This window comes from Shewanella piezotolerans WP3 (genome assembly GCF_000014885.1).
GTDB lineage: Bacteria > Pseudomonadota > Gammaproteobacteria > Enterobacterales > Shewanellaceae > Shewanella > Shewanella piezotolerans.
The window spans coordinates 4,825,458-4,849,472 of sequence record NC_011566.1 but is presented as its reverse complement, the minus strand read 5'-3'; the positions used below and the strand labels follow the sequence as shown (position 1 = coordinate 4,849,472).

The window sequence follows — 24,015 nt, the reverse complement described above, 5'->3', positions numbered from 1 at the left end:
TTTTAGTGTGCAATGATGAGGTTATTTAAGCTCCCACACCTCCCAGCTCTCCAATTGATATTTGTCTGCCAAGGCGAGTGCTTTTTCAAAGTGCTGCTGAGCTCTTTTTTCATCGCCTTCTGCCTTGTAGTAAAGGCTGAGCTGTTTGTGCCAATTTGGACTTTGCTCCCCCTCTAGCTTTACGTTCTCTAGTATGGTTTTAGCATGTTGGTTATCTCCCTTAATGAGTAACCCTTTGGCGACCTCAATGCTGACAATCGTTAATGACTCTGGAAAATGCTGTTTAATCGCAGCGAGTATTTCGTCTACTTTAGTAACCTGCTTCGACCAAAATAGGTATTTGGCAAACTGATAAGCGTGTAACCATTCAAACTGAAAGCCACCCCATTGTTGTTGCAACCCTTGGAAGTGTTTGATAACAGCATTATAGTCGCCAATTTCCACCATATCCGTGCCGTCAGTAGCATAGTTTGGTGCTAGAAATTGTAGAGCGTCATTCAGTGCCGGCAGGGCGGTTGTGAAATGGTTCTCGGTCGGGTAATGCTTAAATTGCCATTGCAGTGACTCCTTAGCAGAGGATTCAAACACGGTGGCGAGTTTATCCACTCCCATATCCTCTTCACGAGCAACGGAAAGAAACACAGGCGCGGTTAATTTATTTTGCTGTAATTTGAGAGCTATTTTACTGCTAACACTATAGTCGTCGAACCAAGCACTTGGGCTCATGGCTAGATAAGCATTAAATGGACTGTGTTCCTGCATCATACTGTAAAGAGTGAACAATCCACCGAGTGAGTAGCCGGCTAAGGCCTTTTGATTATTGCTCTTAAACTCGGTATCAATTAAGGGAACCAGTTCGTTGACTAGGTATTGCTGAAATAGTTCGGCACCGCCAAAAGCCTTATCACCTTCGACCTTCCAGGTTGTAGTAAATAGATAGTCATCATCACCTTGATTGGCAATTCCCACGACAATCATTGGGGGGATTTTTCCCATGCGGGCAAGATGTTTAGTTACTGAGGATACATGTTGAAACTGAAAGTCTGCATCGATGACATACAAGGTCGGATAACGTCTGTCGCTAGCATAATAGCGCTCGGGGAGAGATATCATAAAACGCCTAGCTTGTTTCAGTACGCTAGATTGATGTTGATATTCAGTATCACGAGAGACTGTGTTTTCTAGTCGCTGAATGTCGAAGGTTTTAGCGGCAACATCACTATAAACGATAAGCGTAAGCAGGAGTGCCAGAAGAGTATTTAATCGGTATGACAGTGTTTTCATTATATTCAATCTAGTAGGTTTGATGAGGTGTTATCAGCTTAGTGCTTTTGAGCAGCAAAAAAACATCCTGCCGGTGAAGTGTCATGTAATCCTTGGTGAAGTGTTAGTGAAGGCTATATATAACAGGCGTTTTCCCATTTTTTAAGCACTAACCGGTTTTAGCTGATTAATGAAATATTTAGTCGATTACTCGCATTATCAAACGTTTTTACTACACTAAAAAAGTTGTAGCGATGGAGTGCTACTCATAGGTACAGGGAGGTTAAGCATGATATTCAAATATCGCTGGGCGATTGCAGCTGTCATCGTGATCTGTTTCAGCGGATATCTTTATCTAAGCTTTAAAGAACAGACAAGTTTTGTTAACAAGGTTGAAAGTAACAAAAAGCAATCTTCTTTAGAGCAAACTGACACTCCTCCTCATTATGCCTCAATTGTCGCTGTTCCCACATTTGTATTCGAACAAGAGCAAAAGCCTCATATCGCTTTAGGTCTAAGACTTTTCTTGGATCCTCAATTGTCCTCAAATGGCGAAGTAAGCTGCGAGTCTTGCCACCATATTTACGATAATGGAGCGGAAGATATTAGGGTTTCCAAAGGAGTGAAAGGCGAGGGCAATCGGAACTCACCGACAGTCTTTAATATTGGTTTGAACACTCGTTTTTTTTGGGACGGACGTGCAAATAGCTTATATGAACAGATAGATGGCCCGATTCACAATCCATTAGAGATGAACAGCAATTGGGGGGATATTGCAGCGCGGCTATCCAGTCAGGCGAGTTACCAAAGTGCATTTGCTAAACATTATGATGAGGTGATCACCGAAGACACCATAAAAGATGCATTAATCACCTTTATGATGCAGCTCAATACACCAGGTGCGCCGTTTGATAAATACCTAAAGGGTGAAGCCAATGCTATGCCCCAAGCCGCTATCTTAGGGTGGGAAAAGTTTCAGGATTTGGGCTGCATTTATTGTCATCAAGGGCGCAATATTGGTGGTAACTTATTTCAAAAGTTTGGCAGTGTGGAGCCGGTAGAAACCCTTAATAGCGATCTCGGGCGTTACCAGCAAACCAATGATATTAACGATAAATATGTTTATCGCGTACCGAGTTTAAGGAACGTAGCACTTACTCCTCCCTACTTTCATGATGGACGGGCTCAAAGCTTAGAAGAGGCTGTCTTAGTGATGGCAAAAGTCCAACTAGGCAAGGACTTGGAAGCGACAACGGTAGTGGAGCTCATTGCATTCCTTGATTCACTTACGGCCCCTAACCCTCCTATTCTTAAGGAGCTGAGAAAATGATCAATTTAAGCTATAAGGCTCGCTCCAGTTGGTTGGTACTGCTGGCTACAGTGGCTTTATCCGCCATTGTGATTTTTATCGCTAAAGTTTATATCGTACAGCAGTATCAGCATGCCTATACCGAGTTAAGCCACAATGTTTTGTCTGTTAGGGATGATATTTTTAAAATAGAAGTGACTAATGGTAAAGATTATGACTCCATCTCTGATGCACTCGTTGGCACCGAGAGGCATGTCCAGCAGTTACAAAAGAGCTTACAACCCAATAATTTGTCAGTGATTGCGAGGGCGCTACTCAGTGATCCTCAAATCGTGCTGAATGCTAATCGCTTATCGGCTTCCGTTGCCTCATTGGTGGCTGACCTTGAAACCATTTTAAGATTGAAGATTTCACAAGAATATTCAAAGCATACTATCAATTTACTGCAACAAGAGTTGTGGCAGGAAATGCCAAATAGCGATGACCGCTTACATATGATTGGCCAAACCATGGAGCTCGCCATGTCTACTCAGGTGAGCCCTGAGCTGGCGTCATCCAATAGTTTTAAGAGCTTACGTATACACTCACAAATATTAGCGCGGATTAAACAGGATATTTCTTCTAAAACTCAGCAGGTATTGAATGCCAAGGTAAGAGAAGACATTAATGAGCAAGAGTTTTTTTGGTTATCAGTCGTAGAAGGTACTAAACAGAGTCTATTGGTCAGTTGTATGTTGCTGGTAGTTATATTCTCTCTATATTACCGAGTGCAGGTGCAAGAGCAGAGCCGAAAAGAGCGGAGGATACTGGAAAGCTTAGTGGCTTCAGAGCAAGAGAAGGAGATGCTGGCTTTGGTTGCCGAACATGCGCAGGATGGTTTTATCATCACTGATAAACAGGGTTTTGTGACTTGGCTTAATAAAGGTTTTACGACTATCTCAGGCTATACGCTCGCCGATCTTGAGGGTAAGAAGCCGGGAAGTATCTTACAAGGACAGGAGACAGAAAAGGGGGATGTAGATAAAATTAGCCGAGCCATAAAAGCCGGAAAATCGATAGCTTCTGAAGTTGTAAACTACCACAAGGATGGAACACCCTATTGGGTTGATATGACCATTAGCGCCGTTACGGATAGTGATGGCGATATTAGTAACTTTATCGCGGTTGAAAGGGATACCACTGCGCGCAAGCAGATGCAGGATGATTTAGCTAAAGCGGTGATTAAGGCTGACATTTCCAATAAAGCAAAATCAACCTTCTTAGCAACAATGAGTCATGAATTAAGAACGCCTCTTAACGGCATCCTAGGCATGGCACAAATTATTGAGCCAAATTTGGATAACCCTGAGCATCGAAAGCAGATCCAAATATTGCTGGAATCGGGTAACCATTTGACTTCGTTACTCAATGATATTCTCGATTTTTCTAAAGTAGAGCAGGGTAAACTAGAACTTGAGAGTGAGCTCTTTCGTTTTAATAGCGTGCTTGAGCCTATTAGCAAAACCTATGAGCCAATCTGTGACGAAAAAAATATCCAGCTGATTGTGCAAAATGAAATTGATGAAAAGCAGTGCTTTAAGGGAGATAAGTCACGTATAAGGCAGGTCATTTATAACTTATTAAGCAATGCCGTTAAGTTTACTGAGCAGGGAAGTGTCTCTCTTCTATTTAAGCAAGGGGTTAATGCCGAAGGTCAGCAAGGGATAGAAGCCACAATCATTGATACTGGCATAGGGATTAGGCCGGAGCGGTTGGCATCGATCTTTGACCCATTCGTGCAAGCGGAGTCTTCAACCACTCGTCAATACGGTGGTACCGGATTAGGGTTATCCATCGTTAAGCAATTGGTGGAGCTAATGGGCGGTACAATTTCAATCACAAGTCAGGTGGATAAAGGCACTCGCTTCGCCATTTTCTTGGTTATCGAGCAGGCTAGAGTTCAGGCTGAAAATACTGTGAGCAAAGGTATAGCACCAAGCAATTTACCTGACAGCATTAATATATTAATTGCTGAGGATAATAAGATAAATGCCTTAGTGGCTAAGACATTCTGCCAGCGTTTGGGTCATGTCGCCGATGTGGCTATCAACGGATTGGAAGCGATTAAAATGGTGCAAACCAACCAGTATGACTTAGTGGTGATGGATAATCATATGCCTGAGATGGATGGCATTGAGGCAACTAAAGTGATAAGAAGTCGACTGAAGTTGGATATTCCTATTTTTGCTTGTACAGCCGATGTTTTTCAGCAAGCGCATGACAACATGATAAATGCAGGTGCTAATCATGTATTAACTAAGCCGCTACAGGAGCAAAGTTTTAGAGATGCACTTAGCCAGCACGCACATTTGATCTGTAAAACTCACCTTGCCCATGAAGTGAGTCAAACAGATAATCGTGATAATAAGGTTGTGGCGCTGGCGCGTCATAAAGAGGAGGAGCTTAACATTACAGAAGCCGATATCGACTTCAAGCAGCTACTCGAAATTCACGATGGTAATTATGCGGAAATAGAAAAAATGATTAACTCATTTAAGGTTTTTGCTGAACATTCCATTACTCAACTTATACAAGCCGTTGATAAGGATGATGTGAAGGATATCCATATTCTAGCGCACTCCATTCAGGATATGGCGGCCAACTACTATGCCAGCCGATTGCATAATCTAGCTAAGGAAGTTGAAGCGGTAACAGCAACTGGTGTCATCCCACCATTAGAATCGTTGCAGCACCTAATCAATCTTTTAGAAGTTAATATACATCAAAATCAGCGATTTATAAGCAGGTTGCATCAACAGAATAAAAGCAACCAGGTGAGCTAATATCCATCGGCGTAAATGGCCGCTTAACATATCGAAAATAGCTTAAACTGATATCAAAGGTATAAAAAGTCAGCGTTGTTAAAGGTGCGAGGTGAGGTTTAAGCGCGTGAATAGATACAGTCTCTATTATGGCTTACAGTGGTTAAGTGCGGCTCTTTTGCTGTTTAGCTCGATAACATTTGCGAACCCGTGGGAGCAAGTTAACAGCCCATTTGATGGAGTGGCCGCTGCTGTTGGGAGTTATGCTAATGGCTGCCTAGCGGGAGGTAAAGCGCTGCCTTCATCGGGGCCAGGGTTTGAAGTTATTCGTCCTGAACGACGACGCTATTTTGGTCATCCAACGCTTATTTCGTTTATTGAAGATTACAGCAGTCATTTCCGGCAATACTCTAAATCTAATCTACTCATTGCTGATATGTCGATGCCGCGAGGAGGGAACTTTACCCATGGTCACTCTAGTCACCAGATAGGGTTAGATGTCGATATCTGGTTCAAGCTTGCTGAACAAGCATTAACGGTAATGCAACTGGCTCAACCAGAACCGTTTGATATTGTTCATACCAAGCAGTTCAGGCTTGATAGCAAGCTGTGGCAAGCACAACATACCCGCATGGTGCAATTAGCAGCTGAAGATAGCCGTGTGGCGCGTATCTTTATTAGCCCTGTCATTAAGCAGCATCTATGCGATATGGATCTTGCTAATGATGCTTGGCTAAACAAAGTGCGTCCATGGTGGGGGCATACATATCATATGCATGTTCGACTGCACTGCCCAGAAGATGATGTCGATTGTATTGAACAAGCACCTATCCCAAAGGGGAATGGTTGTAATGAACTTAGCTGGTGGAAACAGCAATACACCCAGCCCAAACTGAAGCCAAAAACTAAAGCAGCAGATAAGGCAATTAAAAAGAAGAGTAAAGCGAAACCTAAGCAGTGTGCACAGCTACTGAGCTCTTAATACTCATATTGAATATAAGCCCTGCAATAATTAGAAGCAGGGCTTATCTACAGTCACTTTTCTGAAAAGCCTATGAACTTAACGCGTAACCGCCTTTTAGATGAGAAACCTGCTCAAATCCAAGCCGGTGCATGGCTTGCGCTGCAATCATTGAGCGACTGCCACTACGGCAAACTAATACCCATTGCCTATTTTTTTGGTTTTGATGCTCTTGGATAAACTGCACTAAACGCGTTAATGGCACATTCAAACTCGACTGAGTTGAGTGATTAAGCGCATATTCGTGAGGTTCACGAATATCGATAATGCAGACATTCTCATCTTGCTTCATTGCTGCAGCTAAGCTAAAGGCGTCGTACTCCTTAATCTTGAACTTGTCACAATTGCCAATCAGTGCGCCACACATTATTTCAGTGCCGACTTCATCGTTTAGATGAGTATCTAGATGGGCTTTTCGCTGCTGGAAGTCGTCCATTGACAACTGGTTGCTTAATACGCCTTTTAGCAGGTCATTGCGATTAATTTCTGCTTTAAGGCTGGTGGTAAACTCATTATTGTAATCGTGACTTGCACAGATCAAAGCCGTACTACTGATACTATCTCTAATCAATTTCAGGCTATTGAATAGTGCTACGCTAGAGCTAGACTCGAAGTTAGTACGGCCAAGGCTTCCCATTAAAATTGTGTCACCACAAAAAGCATACTGTGTGTGTTCTGCCGTGTGGTTTGATGCACTTGGTGCAGAGCATAACAGCAGGCTAATGCTATCGCTGGTATGCCCTGGTGTTGGCAGTCTGAGCAGTTGCTTTGTTCCTATTGAAATAACCTGCAGCTGCTGTGCTAAATGTTGCACCCGGTTCTCGGTTACTGGCCAGCCTAAATGATCAGATTCCTGCTCGGCTAAATAACGACTTGCCAAGGCTTCTCGTCCTGAGACGTGATCGGCATGGCCATGGGTATCAATTGCGGCAACTAAGGTTAGTTGCTGACATTCAAGCAAGGTTTCAAGCCTTTGCTTTAGCTCTGGCAGTGGATCAATTATGAGAGCTTGTTTGCTGAGAGAATCAACAAATACCCAAGTACAGCTTGCACCAGAACGTAGCTGTAACAAACCGTCTAAATCGGTTCTATCTGAAATATCACTGCTGTCATCCAAGATCATGCAACTTTGGGTGAGTGCTTGCGAGGCCGTTTTGATACGTGCGCAGGCGGTATCGACTTCAGCTTGAGTTATCGCAGGTCCAAAGGACATGCGAATTGCCGCTTCACTTTGCCAAGCGGGTAGACCCATTGCATCGAGTACGAAACTGCGAGTCACTTTAGAGCTACAAGCGGAGCCTGAACTGACACGAATATTAGCTGCATCGAAAAGATCCATGATCTCTTTGCTACTAAAGCTAGGAACTGCAAAATTAATCGTGGTTGCAACGCTATGCTCAAAACTGTTGTTAAACACAATATCGCTAAAACATTCTGTCAATGTGTCGGCGATCTGTTGTCGATACTGTGTGAGTTGAGCACTGCTTGAAAATGGCGACCCCTCTTGACTCAGTAACATCTCGAAAATCACATTGAGTGCAGCCAATCCAGGAAGGTTTTCAGTGCCTGAGCGCAGCCCGCTCTCTTGACCTCCGCCTGCAATAAAAGGGGTAAATGGTGCTGAGTCTCTAATATAGACAAAGCCAATTCCTTTTGGGGCGTAGAGCTTGTGACCACTAAATGGCGCGTAATCAATCGTGGTGGTTTTTAAATCTAGCTCTGTTTTACCAAGTGCTTGAACGCAATCAACCATCCAAAATATATCTGAATTTGCACTGCGAATAGTGGCTTCTAATGACTTTAGATTTTGGAATACGCCAGTTTCATTATTGACGGCCATGGTGCAGATCATCAGGGCGCTTGGCGCATGTTGACGGATAAAGTCATGATCAAGCAAGCCAAATTGATCGACAGGAATTGCAGTTACTTCAGCTTTAATGTCTAACACTGTTAGCCAATGCTTCAATGATTCAGGCACGGCTTTATGTTCAGTTGCACCGTAGAGTACAGAGTAATTTTTATCTGCAGACATGCGACTTTTTGCCGCAATTAATGCCGATAGTATGGAGGTTTGAATTCCCTCGGTTGCACCACTGGTAAAGATTATTTTCCCTTCACCGCTGCCGAGTAAGGTTTGTGCTCTTAACCGCGTTTGCTCCATTAGGTTTTTGGCTTTTAGCCCAGTAATGTGGCTACTGCTAGGGTTACCAAAGAGATTCTCCATTGCAGATAACGCCGCTGCTGCAGCCTCAGGTAAGACGGGGGTTGTAGCATTTGCATCAAGATAGATCTGGGTTAACTCTGTGGTGTTCTTCATCGTATTTAGCTCTTAATTGTTATTATTCTAAAGTCGCTTATTACTTTTTGCTATAACTAATATCTTGTCGCTATATTAGCAGGTTGGTAAGAATGATCAAGATCACATTTTTTCACGTTGAAGTCGGACGTTTAGCCGAAAATGATTTATTAAAAAAGACTTCATTAGCTAATAAAACAGAGCTGCAAAGCATGTAATAGTGGGTAAATCGAGGGTGATACAGGGAATAAATAACAAAAAAAGCGCCTTAAGGGCGCTTTAATTACGTCAAAATAGGGACTATTTCAGCTCTTGCTTAACCGTTTCAATCAGCGTATTCCACTGTGGATATTCAACTAAACTTTCTGACAACATGCCCCATGGCTGCATAGTTCGCTGTTTAAAGTCATCAGTATCAGCGTGTCCTTGCTTTAGCTCATAAAGGTAATAAAAGGCTGATGCGCGATAATTGGCTGCGCAATGGATTAATATTTTTTTGCCCTTATTAGCATCCATAATGGCAAAAAACTGTTCAACATTTTCAGTTGTAGGTTGCTGCCAATCGACATCTATCTGCTGATATTGCATGCCTGCGTTAGCGACGAAATCGGCTTCATCATCATGACCACTAGAGCTGCCTACTGGAATGAGATTGATGACTAACTCAACACCTGCTTGTTGTAACAGTGGAAACTGCGACTCGGTTGGTAGGCCTGCAGTGATGATGTTACCGTCATTAAATTGTACCGCTTTTATCTCTTGTAGCTTCTCAGGTGAAACTGCAGCAATAGCAATAGTGCTAAATAAGCTTGCGAGTAGAATCATTAACCTCATCTTATTGTTCCTATTTATTCGCGTTAAATTTTAACTTTAATAACCACTTTACGAACCTGTTGTGGCTTCGGACTAGTGCCAGGCATATGCATATCTTGTGGGAAAAAAAGTGCAAACATACCTGCTTTTAGAGGGATAAATGCAGCAGCTTCTTTATTGGGTAGATAGTCATATTCAGCATAATCATGCTTGGCAAAATAAGGCTTTGATGGCGTTTGGTCTGCTAGCGGCAGGTAGCCAAACTCCTCCTCTCCACTAACAACGTATTGCACATCGATGTATTGCTGATGTACTTCGAAAGGCTCGATTTCTCTAGGTTTAGTTTGGTAATCATTGACGATAACAAATAGGTTTTTGCCATCAAGTTCATAATTGCCAACTTCAAGCTGGCTAAAGTCTGTTTCAGCAAGGTGCGCTAGTGCCTTTGCTATACGTGGACTAATGTGGCTGTACAAATCACGGTTGGCTAAAGTATCTACAATCATAATCTTCTCGTTAATAAGGTCGCTTAACTCAGCTATCTAACAGAGTTTAAGACTTCAATACAGGGAAGTTTAGCGCTAATGGCCGCTAGGCGATACAGGAGTTCACTTCAAACTCGATCCCTTTAGATTCAAAAGCCTGTTTGAGCTTGGCAGCCATTGAAGACTTAGGTTTTAATGGGAAGTTGATCTTGCCACTGCTTGAATGGATAAATAGGTGATCGCCGAGTAAGCGCACTGAGTCGATATCTTGATAATTTAGCGTTAAGGTTTGTGGCACTGAGGTATCAGATTTAACCATCATTTTGATAAAAGTGACTTCAGCGGTGGTAAAAATAATCCGTTGAGTCCATAGCAGATGAATGAGCCAGAAAGTGGAGAGAACTAGATTAACTAGTATGAAGTAATCCCAAATATCATTGTCATTGCGTAAATAAATCGCCATAAAAGCGATGACTATAGCAATAAGCACAAAGCCTGCTTTTTGAAAGGGTTTAATCACCGTCGCATTTTCCATAATACTTCCTTGTTGCTTCCATTAAGCATCGAGTTTACGGTACTGATTATATACCCGTTCTACCTGAAGATGTTCGTTTCAGAGGCATTGTGCCAGTTCAATTATAGGCGCATTAATGTAGAAATGGTTATTCCCTTTTAAATTAATGCAACAACGAAGTGGGCTGGCACAAAGCCTTCTGCGATGGGCTTTAATGGACTTTACTCAGTGTTATTGATTTTACCAAGGGAATAACCATTAGTCTCAATCAATGCCGTGATTAAAGTCCATTAAACTCCCACTGAATTCTGCATCTTCAGGTAGAACGGGTATAAAGCAAAAGTTAATTATTGTTTAGGTATTTGAGGTGAGTGTGTCTTCTTTACGATTTATTGCGGGTGCAAAGGCTTTTAAAACATTGAGTGAAAATGGTTTTAAACCTGAGTTTTTTAGCCAACTGTTGGCGGCCTCTGGCGGTCCTAAATGGATTGGGATTGCTGGGCTCGATAAGTATCTCTTTGGTGAATTCTTTAAGTCACATCGACAACCCTTGCATACTTTAGGAGCTTCATCTGGTGCTTGGCGGTTAGCGTGTTTGGCTCAAAATAATCCACTGGCTGCCTACCAACGGCTTGAAGATCTGTATATTGGTCAACGTTATGACACTAAACCTACTGCTGAAGAGGTATCTGAGCAAGTTAAAGGGATCCTTGCTGGGGTCTTAGGTAGCCATGGCGCCAGTGAAATAGTCTCCAGCTCTTTTATTAATAGTCATTATATTGCCTGTCGAGGTCGTCATTTAAACCGCGTTTCGAACAAAGTCTCACTTGCCGCGGGACTCGCGACCGCAGCAGCCACTAACTTCGTCAGTCGTAAATCGTTAGCTTGGCATTTTGAGCGCTACGTATTCGGAGTTGAGCCGTCACAATCTCCTTTTGTTAACCTTAGCGATCTACCTAGCCAATTTTGTGGATTGTCTAAAGACAACATTCAGCAAGTCTTACTGGCTACAGGCTCTATCCCTTGGGTATTAGCCCCTGTTACTGAAATAAACGGTGCGCCTAATGGTCATTATTATGATGGTGGCATTACTGACTATCATTTTGACCTGCCGCTTAATAAGCCAAAAGGACTGACACTTTACCCACACTTTTTCCCTCGAATGTCGCCAGGCTGGTTCGATAAGTCATTACGCCGTCGAGATGCTAAGCGGAATTACGATAATGCGCTTATATTGGCACCAACTGATGCTTACTTAGCAAGTTTACCCTACGCAAAATTACCCGATCGTAATGATTTTTCTCATTTTGATAGCGACTCTAGAATTAAATATTGGCGTACAGCAAACGCGATGAGTCAGGTGTTAGCGGATGACTTAGCTGATGTTGTTGCTAAACAATCTATAATTGAACATATAGAGCCGCTATAGAGATTTCTGCGTCAAATTGCAATAAATCGCTGTTAATGCCTGTCTAATAAGTGAGCCGTCCCGTGAAAAGCCTGGTGGCTGAAATTTAACCAGCTGCTACACTTTAGCTTTATTGACGACCGTCAAAAGATGGTCTGGCCTACCTATTTTGGAGGTTATTATGCGAACAGAAGAGATGGCGTTATTAACGCACGATACTTTACTGTTACCTGAAGGCAGGTTAGAGATCCGCGTGGTCGATCCTGCCTACTTGAGCATAATAGCTGAAGTGCTAAAGCAGCATTATCCTCTGGTGTTTGGTGTTAGCAAAGCCAATAGTCAGCCTCCCTGTTATGAGATGGCAACACAATGTGAAATTATTGATTTTAATCAGTTAGATGACGATTCTCTTGGTATTGTACTTGAAGGCAAGCAACGGGTGAAAATCTTGTCGGCTGCGCAGCGTCGGGATGGAGTGTGGATCAGCAGAACTTTAGCCTGCAATAACTGGCAACAAGAACCTATCATCGGTGAGTTTGAGTTGATAAGCGCAGCGTTAGAACAATTTTATGAGGTAAACCCCGATCTATTTGGTTTATATGAAAATGACATACACCTAGAGGATGCAACCTGGGTCAGTCAGCGTTGGTTGGAGGTACTACCTTTATACAATAAAGATAAGCTACGGCTAATGAATCAGCCTAATTGCCATAAAACCATGAACTTTGTGCTGGAACTTATTAAGTCCCATGCAAGTGCTATAAGCTAGTTTTTGCTAAAATGGCGCTATGTCTTCGCTACTGTATTAAATCGCATGAGCCAATCTGTCCGCGCCGCCCAAGCTTCCTATATTGTGTTGCCTGAAACTGTCACCGATAAACCCACTGTTTTGAGCTTTCTCGTGAGTCACTTTAAAGCGATTGCAGAAACGACTTGGATTGATCGTATCGAAAACGGCAAAGTCCATTGGCGTGATGGTGAGTTAGTTACTTTAGAGAGTGAGTTTATTCCCCGTGCGCGAGTTTATTATTACCGTGAAGTGCAACAAGAGTCCTTGATCCCGTTTGAGGAGAAGGTATTGCTGCAAAATGAACAGATCATTATCGCTTTTAAACCACATTTCCTCGCCGTTAATCCCAGTGGTAATTTTGTCAATGAGTGCTTAGTCAATCGTTTACGGATTAAAACTGCTAATGAGCAGATCGTGGCCAGCCATCGACTCGACCGCGCGACGGCGGGAGTGATGTTGCTATCACTTAGTGTTGATACACGCCACGATTATCATCAGCTGTTCAAAACTGGCAATATCACTAAAACCTATCAAGCTATTGCTAGGCTTTCTGATGAGCTAATGGCAAAAATAGCGGCAGATGCTCTAGTGCTTCCAATAAGCTGGACTGTTAAAAATCGACTGGTGAAAGCCGACCCTAGCTTTATGATGAAGATTAGTGTTGGAGAATCCAATAGCCATTCAGAAATTACGCTGTTACAGGTTAAAGGGGGTTTTGGGTTATTCGAGCTAACTCCTGTAACAGGGCGCACACATCAACTTAGGCTGCATATGATGAGTTTAGGTATGCCCATCTTAAATGATAGGCTTTATCCAGAACTGCTTGATAAAGCGGCCGATGATTTTGACAATCCATTAAAGCTGATGGCTAAAAGGCTAGCATTTACCGACCCAATAACTGGTGAGCACATTGATATCAGCTGTGACGGCTTTTCGTTTTAGGATTAGCGACGTCTGGGTGGTAAAAATTCGGTTTCGCTCATGTCTGCGTGCAGTACCGTTATTTTAGTGGGGGCGCCATTGGCTGCTAATTCAACTTGACCAATGCCGCTCATATTCATTAAGCGTTGACTGCGGGCACCATTGGGGCGACGGCCACGGATCGACATACGTTTGCGCTTAGTGAAAAAGTTAAGTGGTGAGAAATGACCATATAGCCAACCATTAAATTTGTCGAAGTAGGGCAGTAGTTTTTCTGGGAATTGGTTTTTAATACCACTACAGGTGATCTGATATATCGCAGGGCCAGCATCTCTAAAACGGATACTAATATCGTAGCTAAATGAGTAGTGTACATCGCCAGAGAGAATGACAAATTGCTCGGGTGTTTTGCGGTGCTGGAAAATACTCAACAGTGTATTGGCTGTGCCTGGATGCGCCATCCAGTTTTCGGCATCAACCAGTAATGAAGCGCCGCAAAAGGTCGCCATTCTCTGTACTGTTTCAATCAGCTTCACCCCATACATAGGCGCTGGAGACACAATTATCACATTGGGTTGATTAACAAGCTCCGCCTGAAACTCCATCAATGCTTCCCAATCCATTAACCCCGATGGTTTACCAAGGTTGGACTCACTGCGCCAACGGCGAGTTCGGGTGTCGAGCACGATTATTTTAGGACTAGTTTGTAAGCTGTAGTGCCAGTCTTCAAAATGGAGTAACTCGTCGATAAGTTGATCCTGAACGGCACTCTTTGCTGACAGACCATCCTGAGTCGAGGTTTCTTGCTCGTTAAAAAGCGCATCTAACTGTGGACGCACGTCAGCATCAAATTTTGTTGGCGCATTGCCTAGCCCTTGAAACAGCGTATAGGCGATAAGGGCATTGCCTATGATCCGCTTGGAGAAAGGATGGCTGTATGCTGCCATCTCCCATCTAGCGGTGAGATTCCAATCATCAGTGACATCATGATCGTCGAAAATCATATAGGTCGGCAGGTGGGCAAATAAGCGCCTGACTTGTTTTAAGCCACTTTTGAATTCGAGTAAGTGAGTCCATTCTCGCTGCCAGCGAAGAGTGTTAGTTTTACTGAGACCGCTCACCTCTTTAGGAATATCAATGATCTCCCACAGCTCTGGTGACCAACTTAGTAGATAGAGTGCGATGAGTTCATTGAGGCTAACTAAATGGTTTTCAGCGATGGATGAGGTAAATATAGGATGATTAATATACCAACGTTTGATGGCTGTTTTTGCCTTGTATTGGGTTTTAGGCAATAGGTTCAGATGGCGTTGGTACATAGCTGCAGGCTGGTAACTTATTTGCTCACTATTGGTTAAGTTACAGTCAGTAAAATGCTCTTGATTTAAGCCTAGTAGGTCTATTACTTGCCCTATGGCATAGAGCATTGGTCCTGCAATATCATCGACATAGACTTGGTCGCCACTTAGCATCAGTAGTGCAGGTCGCAGTTCTGGGCTGGCTAATTGAGCCAGTTGTGTGTCGGCAGAGACCAGTGCGTCACCGCTATGGTGATGGGGGTTGCGGCATGAGCCATGCAATAGGTTGTCGACTTGCGGTTTAATAATGAATTCTAGCTCACTTTTACCGGCATAAGTGAGTTCATCAACAGCAGCAAACAGATCAGCATATTGTGCACTACCAAGTTGATAGCTTAATACTGTGTCATTGGGTAGTAGCTCAGGCTGAGAAATGCGGATTAGATATTGATATGCCTCTTGACCTAGTTTTACTACGTGAACCTCTTCACTGCTAAGCTTTCGATCAATCCCCGCATTGATTATCGCCAAATGTAGCTGTGAAAGCCGTTCACGACTGACGAACCACAAGGTAAAATGTTGCTGATCGCAGTGCCGCAAACAGGGGCCTGCAATAATGAGTGGCAAAGCATTTTCAAGCGACATTAAAGATTTCTTTAGTGAAAAGTAATTAATAGCCACAATAAACCAGTGCTTAGGTGATGAAAAGCCCTTAAGCTAACCTAGCGTTAATTCAAGGAGTGAAAATATGGTTAAGGTGATGGTAACGGGTGCAACGGGTTTATTAGGGCGTGCAGTGGTGGCGGAGCTCGAAGCTCAGCCAGATGTTGAAGTATTGGCCTGTGGTTACAGCCGTGCAGTGCAAGGCGTACACAGGTTAGATCTGACTCTTTCTTCTCAAGTGACCGCTTTTATTGAAACTCATCAACCGGATGTTATTGTCCACTGCGCCGCGGAGCGTCGTCCTGATATTTCCGAGCAAAACCCTGCTGCTGCGTTGGCGCTTAACGCCGATGCGACGCGCTTGCTTACTCTGGCTGCTAGCCAGTGCGGTGCTTGGCTGTTATATGTTTCAACCGATTATGTTTTTGACGGTACAGCGCCGCCATACAATGAACATTCGGCGACTAATCCAGTGAATTTTTATGGTGATTCTAAACGTCAAGGCGAAATGATTGTTACAGAGGCTAAGCAAGGCTTTGCTGTTTTGCGTTTGCCAATTCTTTATGGCGCTGTAGAAACGCTGCAGGAATCTGCAGTGATGGTATTGCTAAATCAGCTGCTTGATGAAAATGAACAGTTTGTTGATGATTGGGCTGTGCGCAGTCCGACCTCAACCGAAGATATAGCCAGCGCGATAGCGAAAATGATTAGCTTAAAAACAACAGGGGCTCACCTAGCTGGTCACTATCATTTTAGTGCAAGTGATACTATGAGCAAGTATCAGATGCTATTGACCATGGGTGGTTTGCTTGGGCTTAATACTGAGCATCTAAAACCCGTGACCTCCCCCACAGATAGTGCAAAACGCCCCCATGATTGCAGCTTAAGTTGTGAGAGACTTGCCAGTTTATCTATTCAAAGCAACGTAGTGTTTAACTCTGGAATTAAAAAAGCGTTGCAGCAGTCACCAGTCGCAATGTCGCTACTCAAGAAATAAAAGAATAGTTATTGATGATCAATTCAAAATTAAAGAATCCCTTTACTAGCTTATTTAATAATAACTTTGGCGCAACGGATCAGTTAGCCTTGCTACGCATTGCTGGGTTGCTATTAAAGCTGGGGCTGACGTTTTTTGCTGCAGAAACCTTTGGTCTTTCGTTAAGCAGCCCCGTTTTGTATTGGGGTTTGTGCTTAGAAGCTATGTATCTGGCATTTACCTTCAGGTTGCGTGAGCCCATTGCTCGTACCGAGTCTGGGTTATTTATAGTGTTACTGCTAGACACTATTTTTTGGATCTCTTGGCTCTATTTTACCGGCGGTGCGACCAACGCATTTATCTCCTTACTGTTATTACCGATTGCAATCGCTGCAATTACGTTGCCTAAGTGGGCTCCATGGTCACTGACATTACTGTCGACAGTCGCCTATAGCTTGATGATCTTCTCAGTGCCAGAGAGCCAGATGAAGCATCATGGTATGGACATGAGCTCTCATTATTTAGGTATGTGGTTTAACTTTCTAATCTCTTCATTGGTGCTAACAACTAGTGTTGCCTACATTGCACAGCGGATGCGTAAGCAAGATGTTGAGTTAAGCTTTATGCGAGAAGCCCAGTTACGACAGGAGAAATTACTCGCTCTTGGCACTGCATCGGCTCAAATGGCACACCAGCTAGCGACACCATTGGCGAGCCTTCGTTTGTTGGTTGATGAGGTAGTAGAGGAGGCTCCAACGCAAGACAGAAACCTTAAGCCCATTTTGTCTGAGATGGACAGTGCATTGCTACGCTGTGAGCAGACTTTACATTCACTGCGTACAGCAACTGAGTCTATTAGGGAGCAAAAGCAAACAGTGCTCAGTGCCAATCAACTACTTAATACCTTAAAGCAGCAAGTGCTGCTGCTGATGCCGCAAGTGAAGTTGGAGCTAACACTAATGGATGAATCTAATGCTGATTCTCAGGTGGGCATTGTTACCGATGCTAGTTTATTGCCTGCATTGATGTCATTAGTGGAAAATGCGGCAAGCGCAAGCTTAGCTGAAATTGGAGAGGAGCGAGTGAATGTGTCTGCATTGTTCGCTAATCAAAGTCATCGACTGTGCATTTTAGTCAAAGATCATGGCGTTGGTATTCCTAAAAAAATGCATGCCCAGCTCGGACAAGAGTTAATTGAAAGCGAACAAGGTATGGGCATGGCTTTGCTGTTAAGTCATGCCAGTTTTGAGCGCTTGGGAGGGAGGCTATTATTGGCTGGGCTTCCAGAAGGAGGCACTGTTGCTGAAGTGAGTTTTCCAATGCAGAAAAGTGTAGGGGCAACGACATGAAGCGATTACTCATTATAGAAGATGATGTTGCATTAGCAGCAATATTAACCAGACGTATGAGCAAGCAGGGGTTTGAGTGTCAGCAGTGTCACGATGCCAGCCAAGGTTTGTTGCTGGCACGTCAATTTAAACCGACTCATGTACTACTCGACATGAAGTTGGAGCAAGAAAATGGTCTTAAGTTGATCTCCCCCTTACGGCAATTACTGCCAAACGTCATTATGGTGCTGTTAACGGGTTATGCCAGCATTGCCACTGCAGTTGAAGCTATTCGTCTTGGTGCAGACAATTATTTGGCAAAACCAGTGGATACTCAAACTTTACTGAATGCACTCTCTGTAACTCCAGTAGATTCCATTGTCGAGGCTTTTCAGGAGGAGCCGTTGTCAGCTAAAAGGGTTGAGTGGGAACATATTCAGCAAGTGTTAACTGCTAATAGTGGCAATGTTTCTGCGACTGCTCGGCAGTTAGGTATGCATAGACGCACCTTGCAGCGTAAGCTTTTAAAAAAGCCTGTGGTGGACCATCGATAAGTTAATTTTATAAGTAAGTCATTGTCTTAATTATTTTATCTTTGATAGCTGATTCTATTGTGTGAAGAGCCCGTATTTTGATGTGACAACTACTTATGCTGTTAATCGCAATTAGATTGGACAGATATGCTGCTATATCGCTATGCTGAATTGAGGTAAGCGCTAAAAAAAATAATGTTCGCTTGTCTTTATTCGGAGTTGCCTATGACCCAAAATGCTACTTTTAATACTGATACTTTTTTACTAGAAGATCCAAACGATCTCATCTCAACTGATAAATGGCAAAGAACAGTTAATTTGTTAGCCAAGGTTTTTGACGCTCCCGCCAGCTTTTTAGTGCAATATACCCAGAAAGGTTTTCAAGTCACCATCGCTAGTGACCAAGCGTCTAATCCCTATCCGGCAGGGCTTATTGTTGAGCCCGAAGTGAATATTTTTTGCCGCCGGATCGTTGAGACGCGCCAGCAATTATATGTCAGTAATGCGCTACTAGACAGTTGTTGGGATAGTAATCCTGAAGTGCACAATGACGGTTTTAGATCTTATCTCGGGGTGCCAGTATTTTGGCCTAGTGGAGAGCCATTTGGCACCTTCTGTGTGATGGATTTTAAAGAAACTGACTACCAAACAACCTATCTTGAGCTCATTCGTCACCTTAAAGACATTTTAGAAGCTGATCTGTCATTAATTGGTGCTTACGCAGAAATGCAGAAATTGGCGATTACCGATCCCCTGTCTGGCGTAAATAACCGTCGTGGCTTTGATATTCTGGCTGAACAACGGGTGAAATTAGCTCAAAGAACGGATACAAGTCTTGGCCTTTTATACTTAGATGTCGATAATTTTAAAGCGATAAATGATAAGCATGGCCATGGTGTTGGTGATGATGTTATCACCCTTATTGGCATGGTTTTGACCCAGTCAGTGCGGCAGTCAGATGTGATTGGGCGTGTTGGTGGTGATGAGTTTGTTGCCTTGGTGATGTATGACGCTAAAGAGGAACTTGCGAGTGTAAAACATCGGATTGCAGCTGCATTTTGTTCTCACCACCAGCTTGAACGGCTACCGGTATTTACTGTCTCGATTGGTATTACAGATGCTAACTCTTCAGCTTCTATCGGTGAACTTTTGGATCTAGCTGATAGAGATATGCTGCAAAGAAAGCGTGAAATAATGGATTGAAAAGCCCCCGAGACAGAGGAGTCAGCTCGGGGTAAGGATGGGCGCAGTGGAGTGCTCCCTTTTGGTAACTCTTTTGACCCTAAAAGCGATACTCACCGGTAACCCAGGTATTTAATCCGGTTCCAGGCATGCGTTGACCAGGTGTGAGATCGCCGCCCATTACACGATTATAAGCAGCTAAATGGTCTTCATATTCGGTATCAAATAGGTTATCGACTCCCGCTTTGACTAGCCAATTATCGGCGTCATAGCTGACTGATATGTTGATCAAAGCGTAGCCAGCAGAAGTTTGCTCTAATTGAGATTCAGAGACTTCGTTTTGAGCAGAGACGGCCAACGTCTCTAAGCGTGCAGCCCAGCTATTTAGCTGATAGTTAATACCAATATTGACTTTTGGTGGGCTTATTCTATAAAGGTTGTCATCAATATCCCTGCGTTCTCCTTTGATGTAGCTGGCATTCATATCCATGAACCAGTTCGAGTTGAGCTGATAGCTGGCAGTAACATCCATACCGTAGAGTTGAGCGTCGACATTAGCAAACTGCATCGGGTTGTCGTCGCCCATCATTTGTGCTGCCATAATCACTGCCGGATCGGTTGCCGCAACACCTTGAATATAATCATCGATACGCTGAAAAAATATTCGTGGGTTAAGGCTAAAACTATCAGTTTGAAACTCACTGCCGAGCTCAATTTGATAGGCTGTTTCAAGATCCAAATCCATCTGACCGACATAAGTACGCCCATCAGCCAATCCGCCAGTAGACTGCATTGGTACCCATAAATAACGCTGCTGGTAACTGGCACTATCTTGCTTTCTTGCCAGTCCTACAATCCAGCTTAACTGTTCAGTTTGTGAGTAACGGCCATTAATGACGAGATCGAGTCCCGTTTGTTGCTGCGATCTGTCGGCATTGTTATATCTATCCATCAATACTTTTATTGCAGGCATGGAGCTCGACATTGAGTGATAGACCTCGTCAGCATCGGTTTGATAGTGCTTAACTCGAGCGCCTAACTCCCATTGCCATTGGCCAATTTCTTGCTGCCATTGGGCAAAGGCACTATAAGTGTTATCGATAACGGCATTGAAATTATCAACTTTGAACATAGGTTTTGTTGGATCGCTAATGACTGAGTTATGTTCACTTAGTTGGCTATCGAATCCAAATAGCCAGCTATTTTTGGCAAAAGTAAATGCGGCATCGTAACTCTGGCTTTCTGCGTTGTTATAGCGAGCATTCATGGTTGGCATTTTCATGCGCTCATTAAAGTTATCCATTCCATGCCTAGCATCGCTATATGCGAGATGCCAATTCACCTCCCAATCATTGAGGTCATGATTGCCCTCAAGTTTGACGCGATCTGTTTTAATGAAGTCGATATCCATTGGCAGTGCTGGTGTGCCGGCATCAGTGGTTTCCAAATGTTGATAACCAATGGAGATGGAGTCATTGCTACTGTTGTCGCCGAGGTGATAACGGTATTGGCCGCCAAACATATTCTTGTCATAAGTGGTGGGTGAGATAGTTTGATCGCCACCAGTGGTTACATTCTCATTGCCGTTGAGCATATCGGCATAAACTAAGACTGCGTGTTGTTCATTGGCAAAATTGCCTTTAGCACCGATGTGGCTTCTTTGACCATTGTCTTGGTATTGAGCAGCGACTTTGCCGCTGACTTCATCAAAACTCGCTTGAGACTCAATGACCTGTACGCTACCACCAAGAGTGTTTGTTCCTGCGGAGACTGGGGCAATTCCGCGTGTCATTTCTAGGCGCTCGGTGAGTATTAGGCTGGCGTAACTTAGCGGAGTATCCATGGCATTTGGGCCTGCACTTGATAGAGTCATGCCATTCACTTGGGTGTTGACTCTATCGCCGTATAAACCACGATACTGGGCGATACCTGTTAGTGGGCCATTGCCATTGACTGACGCGCCAGGCAAGTTGTTCAGTAAACCACTGATGTCTGTTTTAGGCTTTGCGGCCTCAGGGGTTACCGCACTGTAACTACCTTGATGTTGTCCGTTGACTTCAATAACCTCAAAGCCGGCATCATCGGCAAACGTCTGTAACGGAAATAGCGCAGTAATGATGGAAAGTGAAACTAGAGATAAATGCAACTTCATAATAATGTTGTTATTTTGTTTTGTGTGTTGCCGATGGTGTCAAGATGGTTTATCGCTGGCAAAGGCTAAAGGGCAATCTGCGACACCATGTCGCAGGTAAACGGCTAAAGGTAATGAGCGGACCGTTATTGCAATGTTTTTACCTAGTACAAAAGTTGCTGAGTTAATGATCAAGTTGAATTAACTTGGATTAGAGGTTAGTTGAGCCCATAGTTAATCTAGGTATGTTAGTTAATGAGTATTGAGATAAAGTCACGCTAGATTAGTCATCTGCTGCTGAAAATTGAGGTCGTAGCTGCTATTTGGGCTTGGATTTAAAGGTTAAGAAAGCTTGTATGGGTAGCGACTCAGGTGCAGCGTTAATGAACTTGAACCGCTGTTCATTCATTGCTAACCACCTGGCCTAGCATGTTCCTGACATGCTTAAGGCATTCCCTCCCTCCTTGGAGGTCAGATATAGGAGGTACGAGAGTAAGGATGCTCGAAGCTAGAATAATGCAGGAGCGATTATCGAGAGTCACGCAGGAGCAGTTACCGAGGAGCATTTAATGACCTGACCTCAAAGCTGCTAAACTCTCGCTGAGCGATTAAATCTTTATACTGATTGGTATAAATTAAAGGGAATATTTAACATGTTGAAATCGGTATTATTGGCTTTAATGTTTGCTGCGACCTCAGTCAGTGCGGCAACCTCTAAAGATTTGATTAAATCTACCCAATCATGGAATGGCGATAGACTACCTGCTTATGTCTTAAATCAGCCGGAAGTGACAATTAAAGAGATAGTGATAGCCCCTGGAGAACAGTTACCTTGGCATCAACATCCGGTCATAAATGCAGGAATCCTATTAAGTGGCGAGTTAGTCGTGCAGACTCGCGACGGCAAAAAATTACACCTAAAAGCCGGAGATACGCTGATTGAGTTAGTGAACACCTCGCATACCGGACAAAATATCAGCGCAGAGCCTGCGAAAATAGTGGTCTTTTACCTTGCAGAGCAAGGCGAGAAAGTAACCGTATTAGATCATGAACATAAGGGTTAACAATGAAGCTGTTGCAATCGTTTTGGCTAGCTATCTTGTTTTTGGTGTTAGCACTATCGGCATCTATCAGTTATCAAGTTATAGACTATTGATGCCAATGGCCTGTTGAACGAACCATTTGGGTTGCTCCCAATTGCATGGCTTTGTCTGTTTCTAGCTATCTTATCAGCGGCAGTCACTATGATCCGGCATAACATTTTAAAGCGATAGCGTTATATCCATTTGGCTTAATTTGGGCAAGGGTACCGTGTTAGATAGCTTTGTGATTTTTGTTTGAGAAAATCAATAGCACTGCGTACTTTGTGGCTAGGATAATCCGATTGCAGGTACACCAACTGTAAAGGGATCTCTTCCGCCAGTTGATCGGCAAAAAGTACCACTAGTTGACCCTGATTGACCTCTTTAGCTACGTCAAACCAACTCTTATAAGCAATGCCTTGGCCTGCAAGAGTCCAATCTTTTATCACTGCGCCATCGTTACAACTTTTATTAGCGGTAACAGCAACTTCATACTGTTTATTCTTGTGGCTAAAGCGCCACTTTTGCCATGGCTCTCCGCCGCGGTTGAGTACCAGTATTTTGTGTTGCGGCAGCTCTCTTGGGTGAGTTGGGTGGCCATGTACTTTTAAATAATCAGGAGAGGCAACCGCGACCCTAGGCATCATCGCCAATTGACGACGCATTAAGTTGGAGTCCTCTAGTTGACCATAGCGCAATGCCAAATGAACATTTTGGCCAATAAGATCTGTCATTTGATCGCCGAAATAGAGGATGATTTTTAGCTCTGGGGCGACAGCGCAAAAATCATCTAGCCACTCACGTACCACATTCCGGCCCAAATCTGACGGCAGTGCAACTTTCAGTTCACCCTTTAATTCTCCTTTATTATCAGCTAGCGCATTGCTAGCGCCTTCAAGTAGTTGAATGGCTTTACGACCTGACTCAATGAAAAGCTTGCCCTCTTCAGTTTGGGTCATTTTTCGGGTGGAGCGGGCGAATAGCACACAATCTAATTTCTTTTCCAAACGCTGCAGCGCAGCGCTCGCCGCAGCGGGAGTCATGGCTAGTTCACGCCCTGCTGCAGAAACACTTTGAAGATCGGCAATGCGAATGGCTAATTTAAGATCGTTAAGGTGGTACATATCAAATATTTTTTGAAAATGATTTTAATATTAGCCTAATTATCAAAATTAGTTAACAGGTATAAACTGCTTAACAT

Annotated in this window: 20 protein-coding genes; 12 read left to right on the top strand and 8 right to left on the bottom strand. The window is 43.5% G+C overall.

Going from position 1 to position 24,015, the window contains the following annotated elements:
- Positions 1-21 precede the first annotated feature (21 nt).
- Positions 22-1,284: an alpha/beta hydrolase gene (locus tag SWP_RS20520; protein WP_044556142.1), complete on the bottom strand. Its 1,263-nt coding sequence runs from the start codon at positions 1,282-1,284 to the stop codon at positions 22-24.
- A gap of 268 nt (positions 1,285-1,552) precedes the next feature.
- On the opposite strand from SWP_RS20520, the gene SWP_RS20515 reads away from it, so the two are divergent.
- The 3 genes from SWP_RS20515 (at position 1,553) to mepA (ending at position 6,355) form a co-directional block, all read left to right on the top strand.
- Positions 1,553-2,593 (top strand): cytochrome-c peroxidase, encoded by a 1,041-nt coding sequence (locus tag SWP_RS20515; protein WP_020914578.1) that lies wholly within the window; start codon positions 1,553-1,555, stop codon positions 2,591-2,593.
- Positions 2,590-5,394 carry a PAS domain-containing hybrid sensor histidine kinase/response regulator gene (locus SWP_RS20510; RefSeq protein WP_020914577.1) on the top strand — a complete coding sequence of 935 codons (2,805 nt, stop codon included), beginning with the start codon at positions 2,590-2,592 and terminating at the stop codon, positions 5,392-5,394. Before SWP_RS20515 ends, SWP_RS20510 begins: the two co-directional genes overlap by 4 nt.
- 106 nt (positions 5,395-5,500) lie before the next feature.
- Entirely contained in the window at positions 5,501-6,355 is an 855-nt protein-coding gene (gene mepA / locus SWP_RS20505) for a penicillin-insensitive murein endopeptidase (protein WP_044556564.1), read from the top strand.
- A 70-nt stretch (positions 6,356-6,425) separates the two neighbouring features.
- Here the strand turns inward: mepA and SWP_RS20500 are convergent, their stop codons facing one another.
- The 4 genes from SWP_RS20500 to SWP_RS20485 form a co-directional block, all read right to left on the bottom strand.
- Positions 6,426-8,711 carry an aminotransferase class V-fold PLP-dependent enzyme gene (locus SWP_RS20500; protein WP_020914575.1) on the bottom strand — a complete coding sequence of 762 codons (2,286 nt, stop codon included), beginning with the start codon at positions 8,709-8,711 and terminating at the stop codon, positions 6,426-6,428.
- 279 nt (positions 8,712-8,990) lie between these two features.
- The gene (locus SWP_RS20495; protein ID WP_020914573.1) at positions 8,991-9,524 is read right to left on the bottom strand and encodes a protein tyrosine phosphatase family protein; all 534 of its coding nucleotides are present in this window, start codon (positions 9,522-9,524) and stop codon (positions 8,991-8,993) included.
- Between the two features lie 23 nt (positions 9,525-9,547).
- Positions 9,548-10,009: a NanQ anomerase/TabA/YiaL family protein gene (locus tag SWP_RS20490; RefSeq protein WP_020914572.1), complete on the bottom strand. Its 462-nt coding sequence runs from the start codon at positions 10,007-10,009 to the stop codon at positions 9,548-9,550.
- 85 nt (positions 10,010-10,094) lie between these two features.
- On the bottom strand, positions 10,095-10,523 hold the full coding sequence (locus SWP_RS20485; RefSeq protein WP_020914571.1) for a hypothetical protein: 429 nt from the start codon (positions 10,521-10,523) through the stop codon (positions 10,095-10,097).
- 352 nt (positions 10,524-10,875) lie between these two features.
- Between SWP_RS20485 and SWP_RS20480 the strand changes: the two genes are divergently transcribed.
- From SWP_RS20480 to SWP_RS20470, 3 genes are all read left to right on the top strand, one after another.
- On the top strand, positions 10,876-11,931 hold the full coding sequence (locus SWP_RS20480) for a patatin-like phospholipase domain-containing protein (RefSeq protein WP_020914570.1): 1,056 nt from the start codon (positions 10,876-10,878) through the stop codon (positions 11,929-11,931).
- A gap of 160 nt (positions 11,932-12,091) precedes the next feature.
- Positions 12,092-12,679, top strand: coding sequence for an LON peptidase substrate-binding domain-containing protein (locus tag SWP_RS20475; RefSeq protein WP_020914569.1), 588 nt, complete (start codon positions 12,092-12,094; stop codon positions 12,677-12,679).
- 45 nt (positions 12,680-12,724) lie between these two features.
- Positions 12,725-13,642 (top strand): pseudouridine synthase, encoded by a 918-nt coding sequence (locus SWP_RS20470; RefSeq protein WP_044556141.1) that lies wholly within the window; start codon positions 12,725-12,727, stop codon positions 13,640-13,642.
- Between the two features lie 2 nt (positions 13,643-13,644).
- Here SWP_RS20470 and SWP_RS20465 read toward each other — a convergent pair whose 3' ends face one another.
- Positions 13,645-15,564, bottom strand: coding sequence for an alkaline phosphatase D family protein (locus SWP_RS20465; RefSeq protein ID WP_020914567.1), 1,920 nt, complete (start codon positions 15,562-15,564; stop codon positions 13,645-13,647).
- A 103-nt stretch (positions 15,565-15,667) separates the two neighbouring features.
- Here SWP_RS20465 and SWP_RS20460 point away from each other — a divergent pair, with 103 nt between their 5' ends.
- The 4 genes from SWP_RS20460 to SWP_RS20445 all read left to right on the top strand — a co-directional run bounded on the left by SWP_RS20460 (position 15,668) and on the right by SWP_RS20445 (position 19,622).
- Complete coding sequence (locus SWP_RS20460) at positions 15,668-16,579, top strand: dTDP-4-dehydrorhamnose reductase family protein (RefSeq protein WP_020914566.1); 912 nt, start codon at positions 15,668-15,670, stop codon at positions 16,577-16,579.
- Positions 16,580-16,593: 14 nt separating this feature from the next.
- Complete coding sequence (locus SWP_RS20455) at positions 16,594-17,907, top strand: sensor histidine kinase (protein ID WP_020914565.1); 1,314 nt, start codon at positions 16,594-16,596, stop codon at positions 17,905-17,907.
- Complete coding sequence (locus SWP_RS20450; RefSeq protein WP_020914564.1) at positions 17,904-18,440, top strand: response regulator transcription factor; 537 nt, start codon at positions 17,904-17,906, stop codon at positions 18,438-18,440. Before SWP_RS20455 ends, SWP_RS20450 begins: the two co-directional genes overlap by 4 nt.
- Positions 18,441-18,644: 204 nt before the next feature.
- Positions 18,645-19,622 carry a sensor domain-containing diguanylate cyclase gene (locus SWP_RS20445; RefSeq protein WP_020914563.1) on the top strand — a complete coding sequence of 326 codons (978 nt, stop codon included), beginning with the start codon at positions 18,645-18,647 and terminating at the stop codon, positions 19,620-19,622.
- 79 nt (positions 19,623-19,701) lie between these two features.
- Here SWP_RS20445 and SWP_RS20440 read toward each other — a convergent pair whose 3' ends face one another.
- Positions 19,702-21,753: a TonB-dependent receptor plug domain-containing protein gene (locus SWP_RS20440; protein ID WP_020914562.1), complete on the bottom strand. Its 2,052-nt coding sequence runs from the start codon at positions 21,751-21,753 to the stop codon at positions 19,702-19,704.
- Between the two features lie 632 nt (positions 21,754-22,385).
- Between SWP_RS20440 and SWP_RS20435 the strand changes: the two genes are divergently transcribed.
- On the top strand, positions 22,386-22,796 hold the full coding sequence (locus tag SWP_RS20435) for a cupin domain-containing protein (RefSeq protein WP_020914560.1): 411 nt from the start codon (positions 22,386-22,388) through the stop codon (positions 22,794-22,796).
- A gap of 87 nt (positions 22,797-22,883) precedes the next feature.
- Positions 22,884-23,006 carry a DUF3955 domain-containing protein gene (locus tag SWP_RS24850; protein WP_079891971.1) on the top strand — a complete coding sequence of 41 codons (123 nt, stop codon included), beginning with the start codon at positions 22,884-22,886 and terminating at the stop codon, positions 23,004-23,006.
- Positions 23,007-23,023: 17 nt separating this feature from the next.
- On the opposite strand, the gene SWP_RS20430 is transcribed toward SWP_RS24850, so the two are convergent.
- A complete protein-coding gene (locus SWP_RS20430) occupies positions 23,024-23,938 on the bottom strand; it encodes a LysR family transcriptional regulator (protein ID WP_020914558.1) in 915 nt (304 codons plus the stop codon).
- Positions 23,939-24,015: the final 77 nt, after the last annotated feature.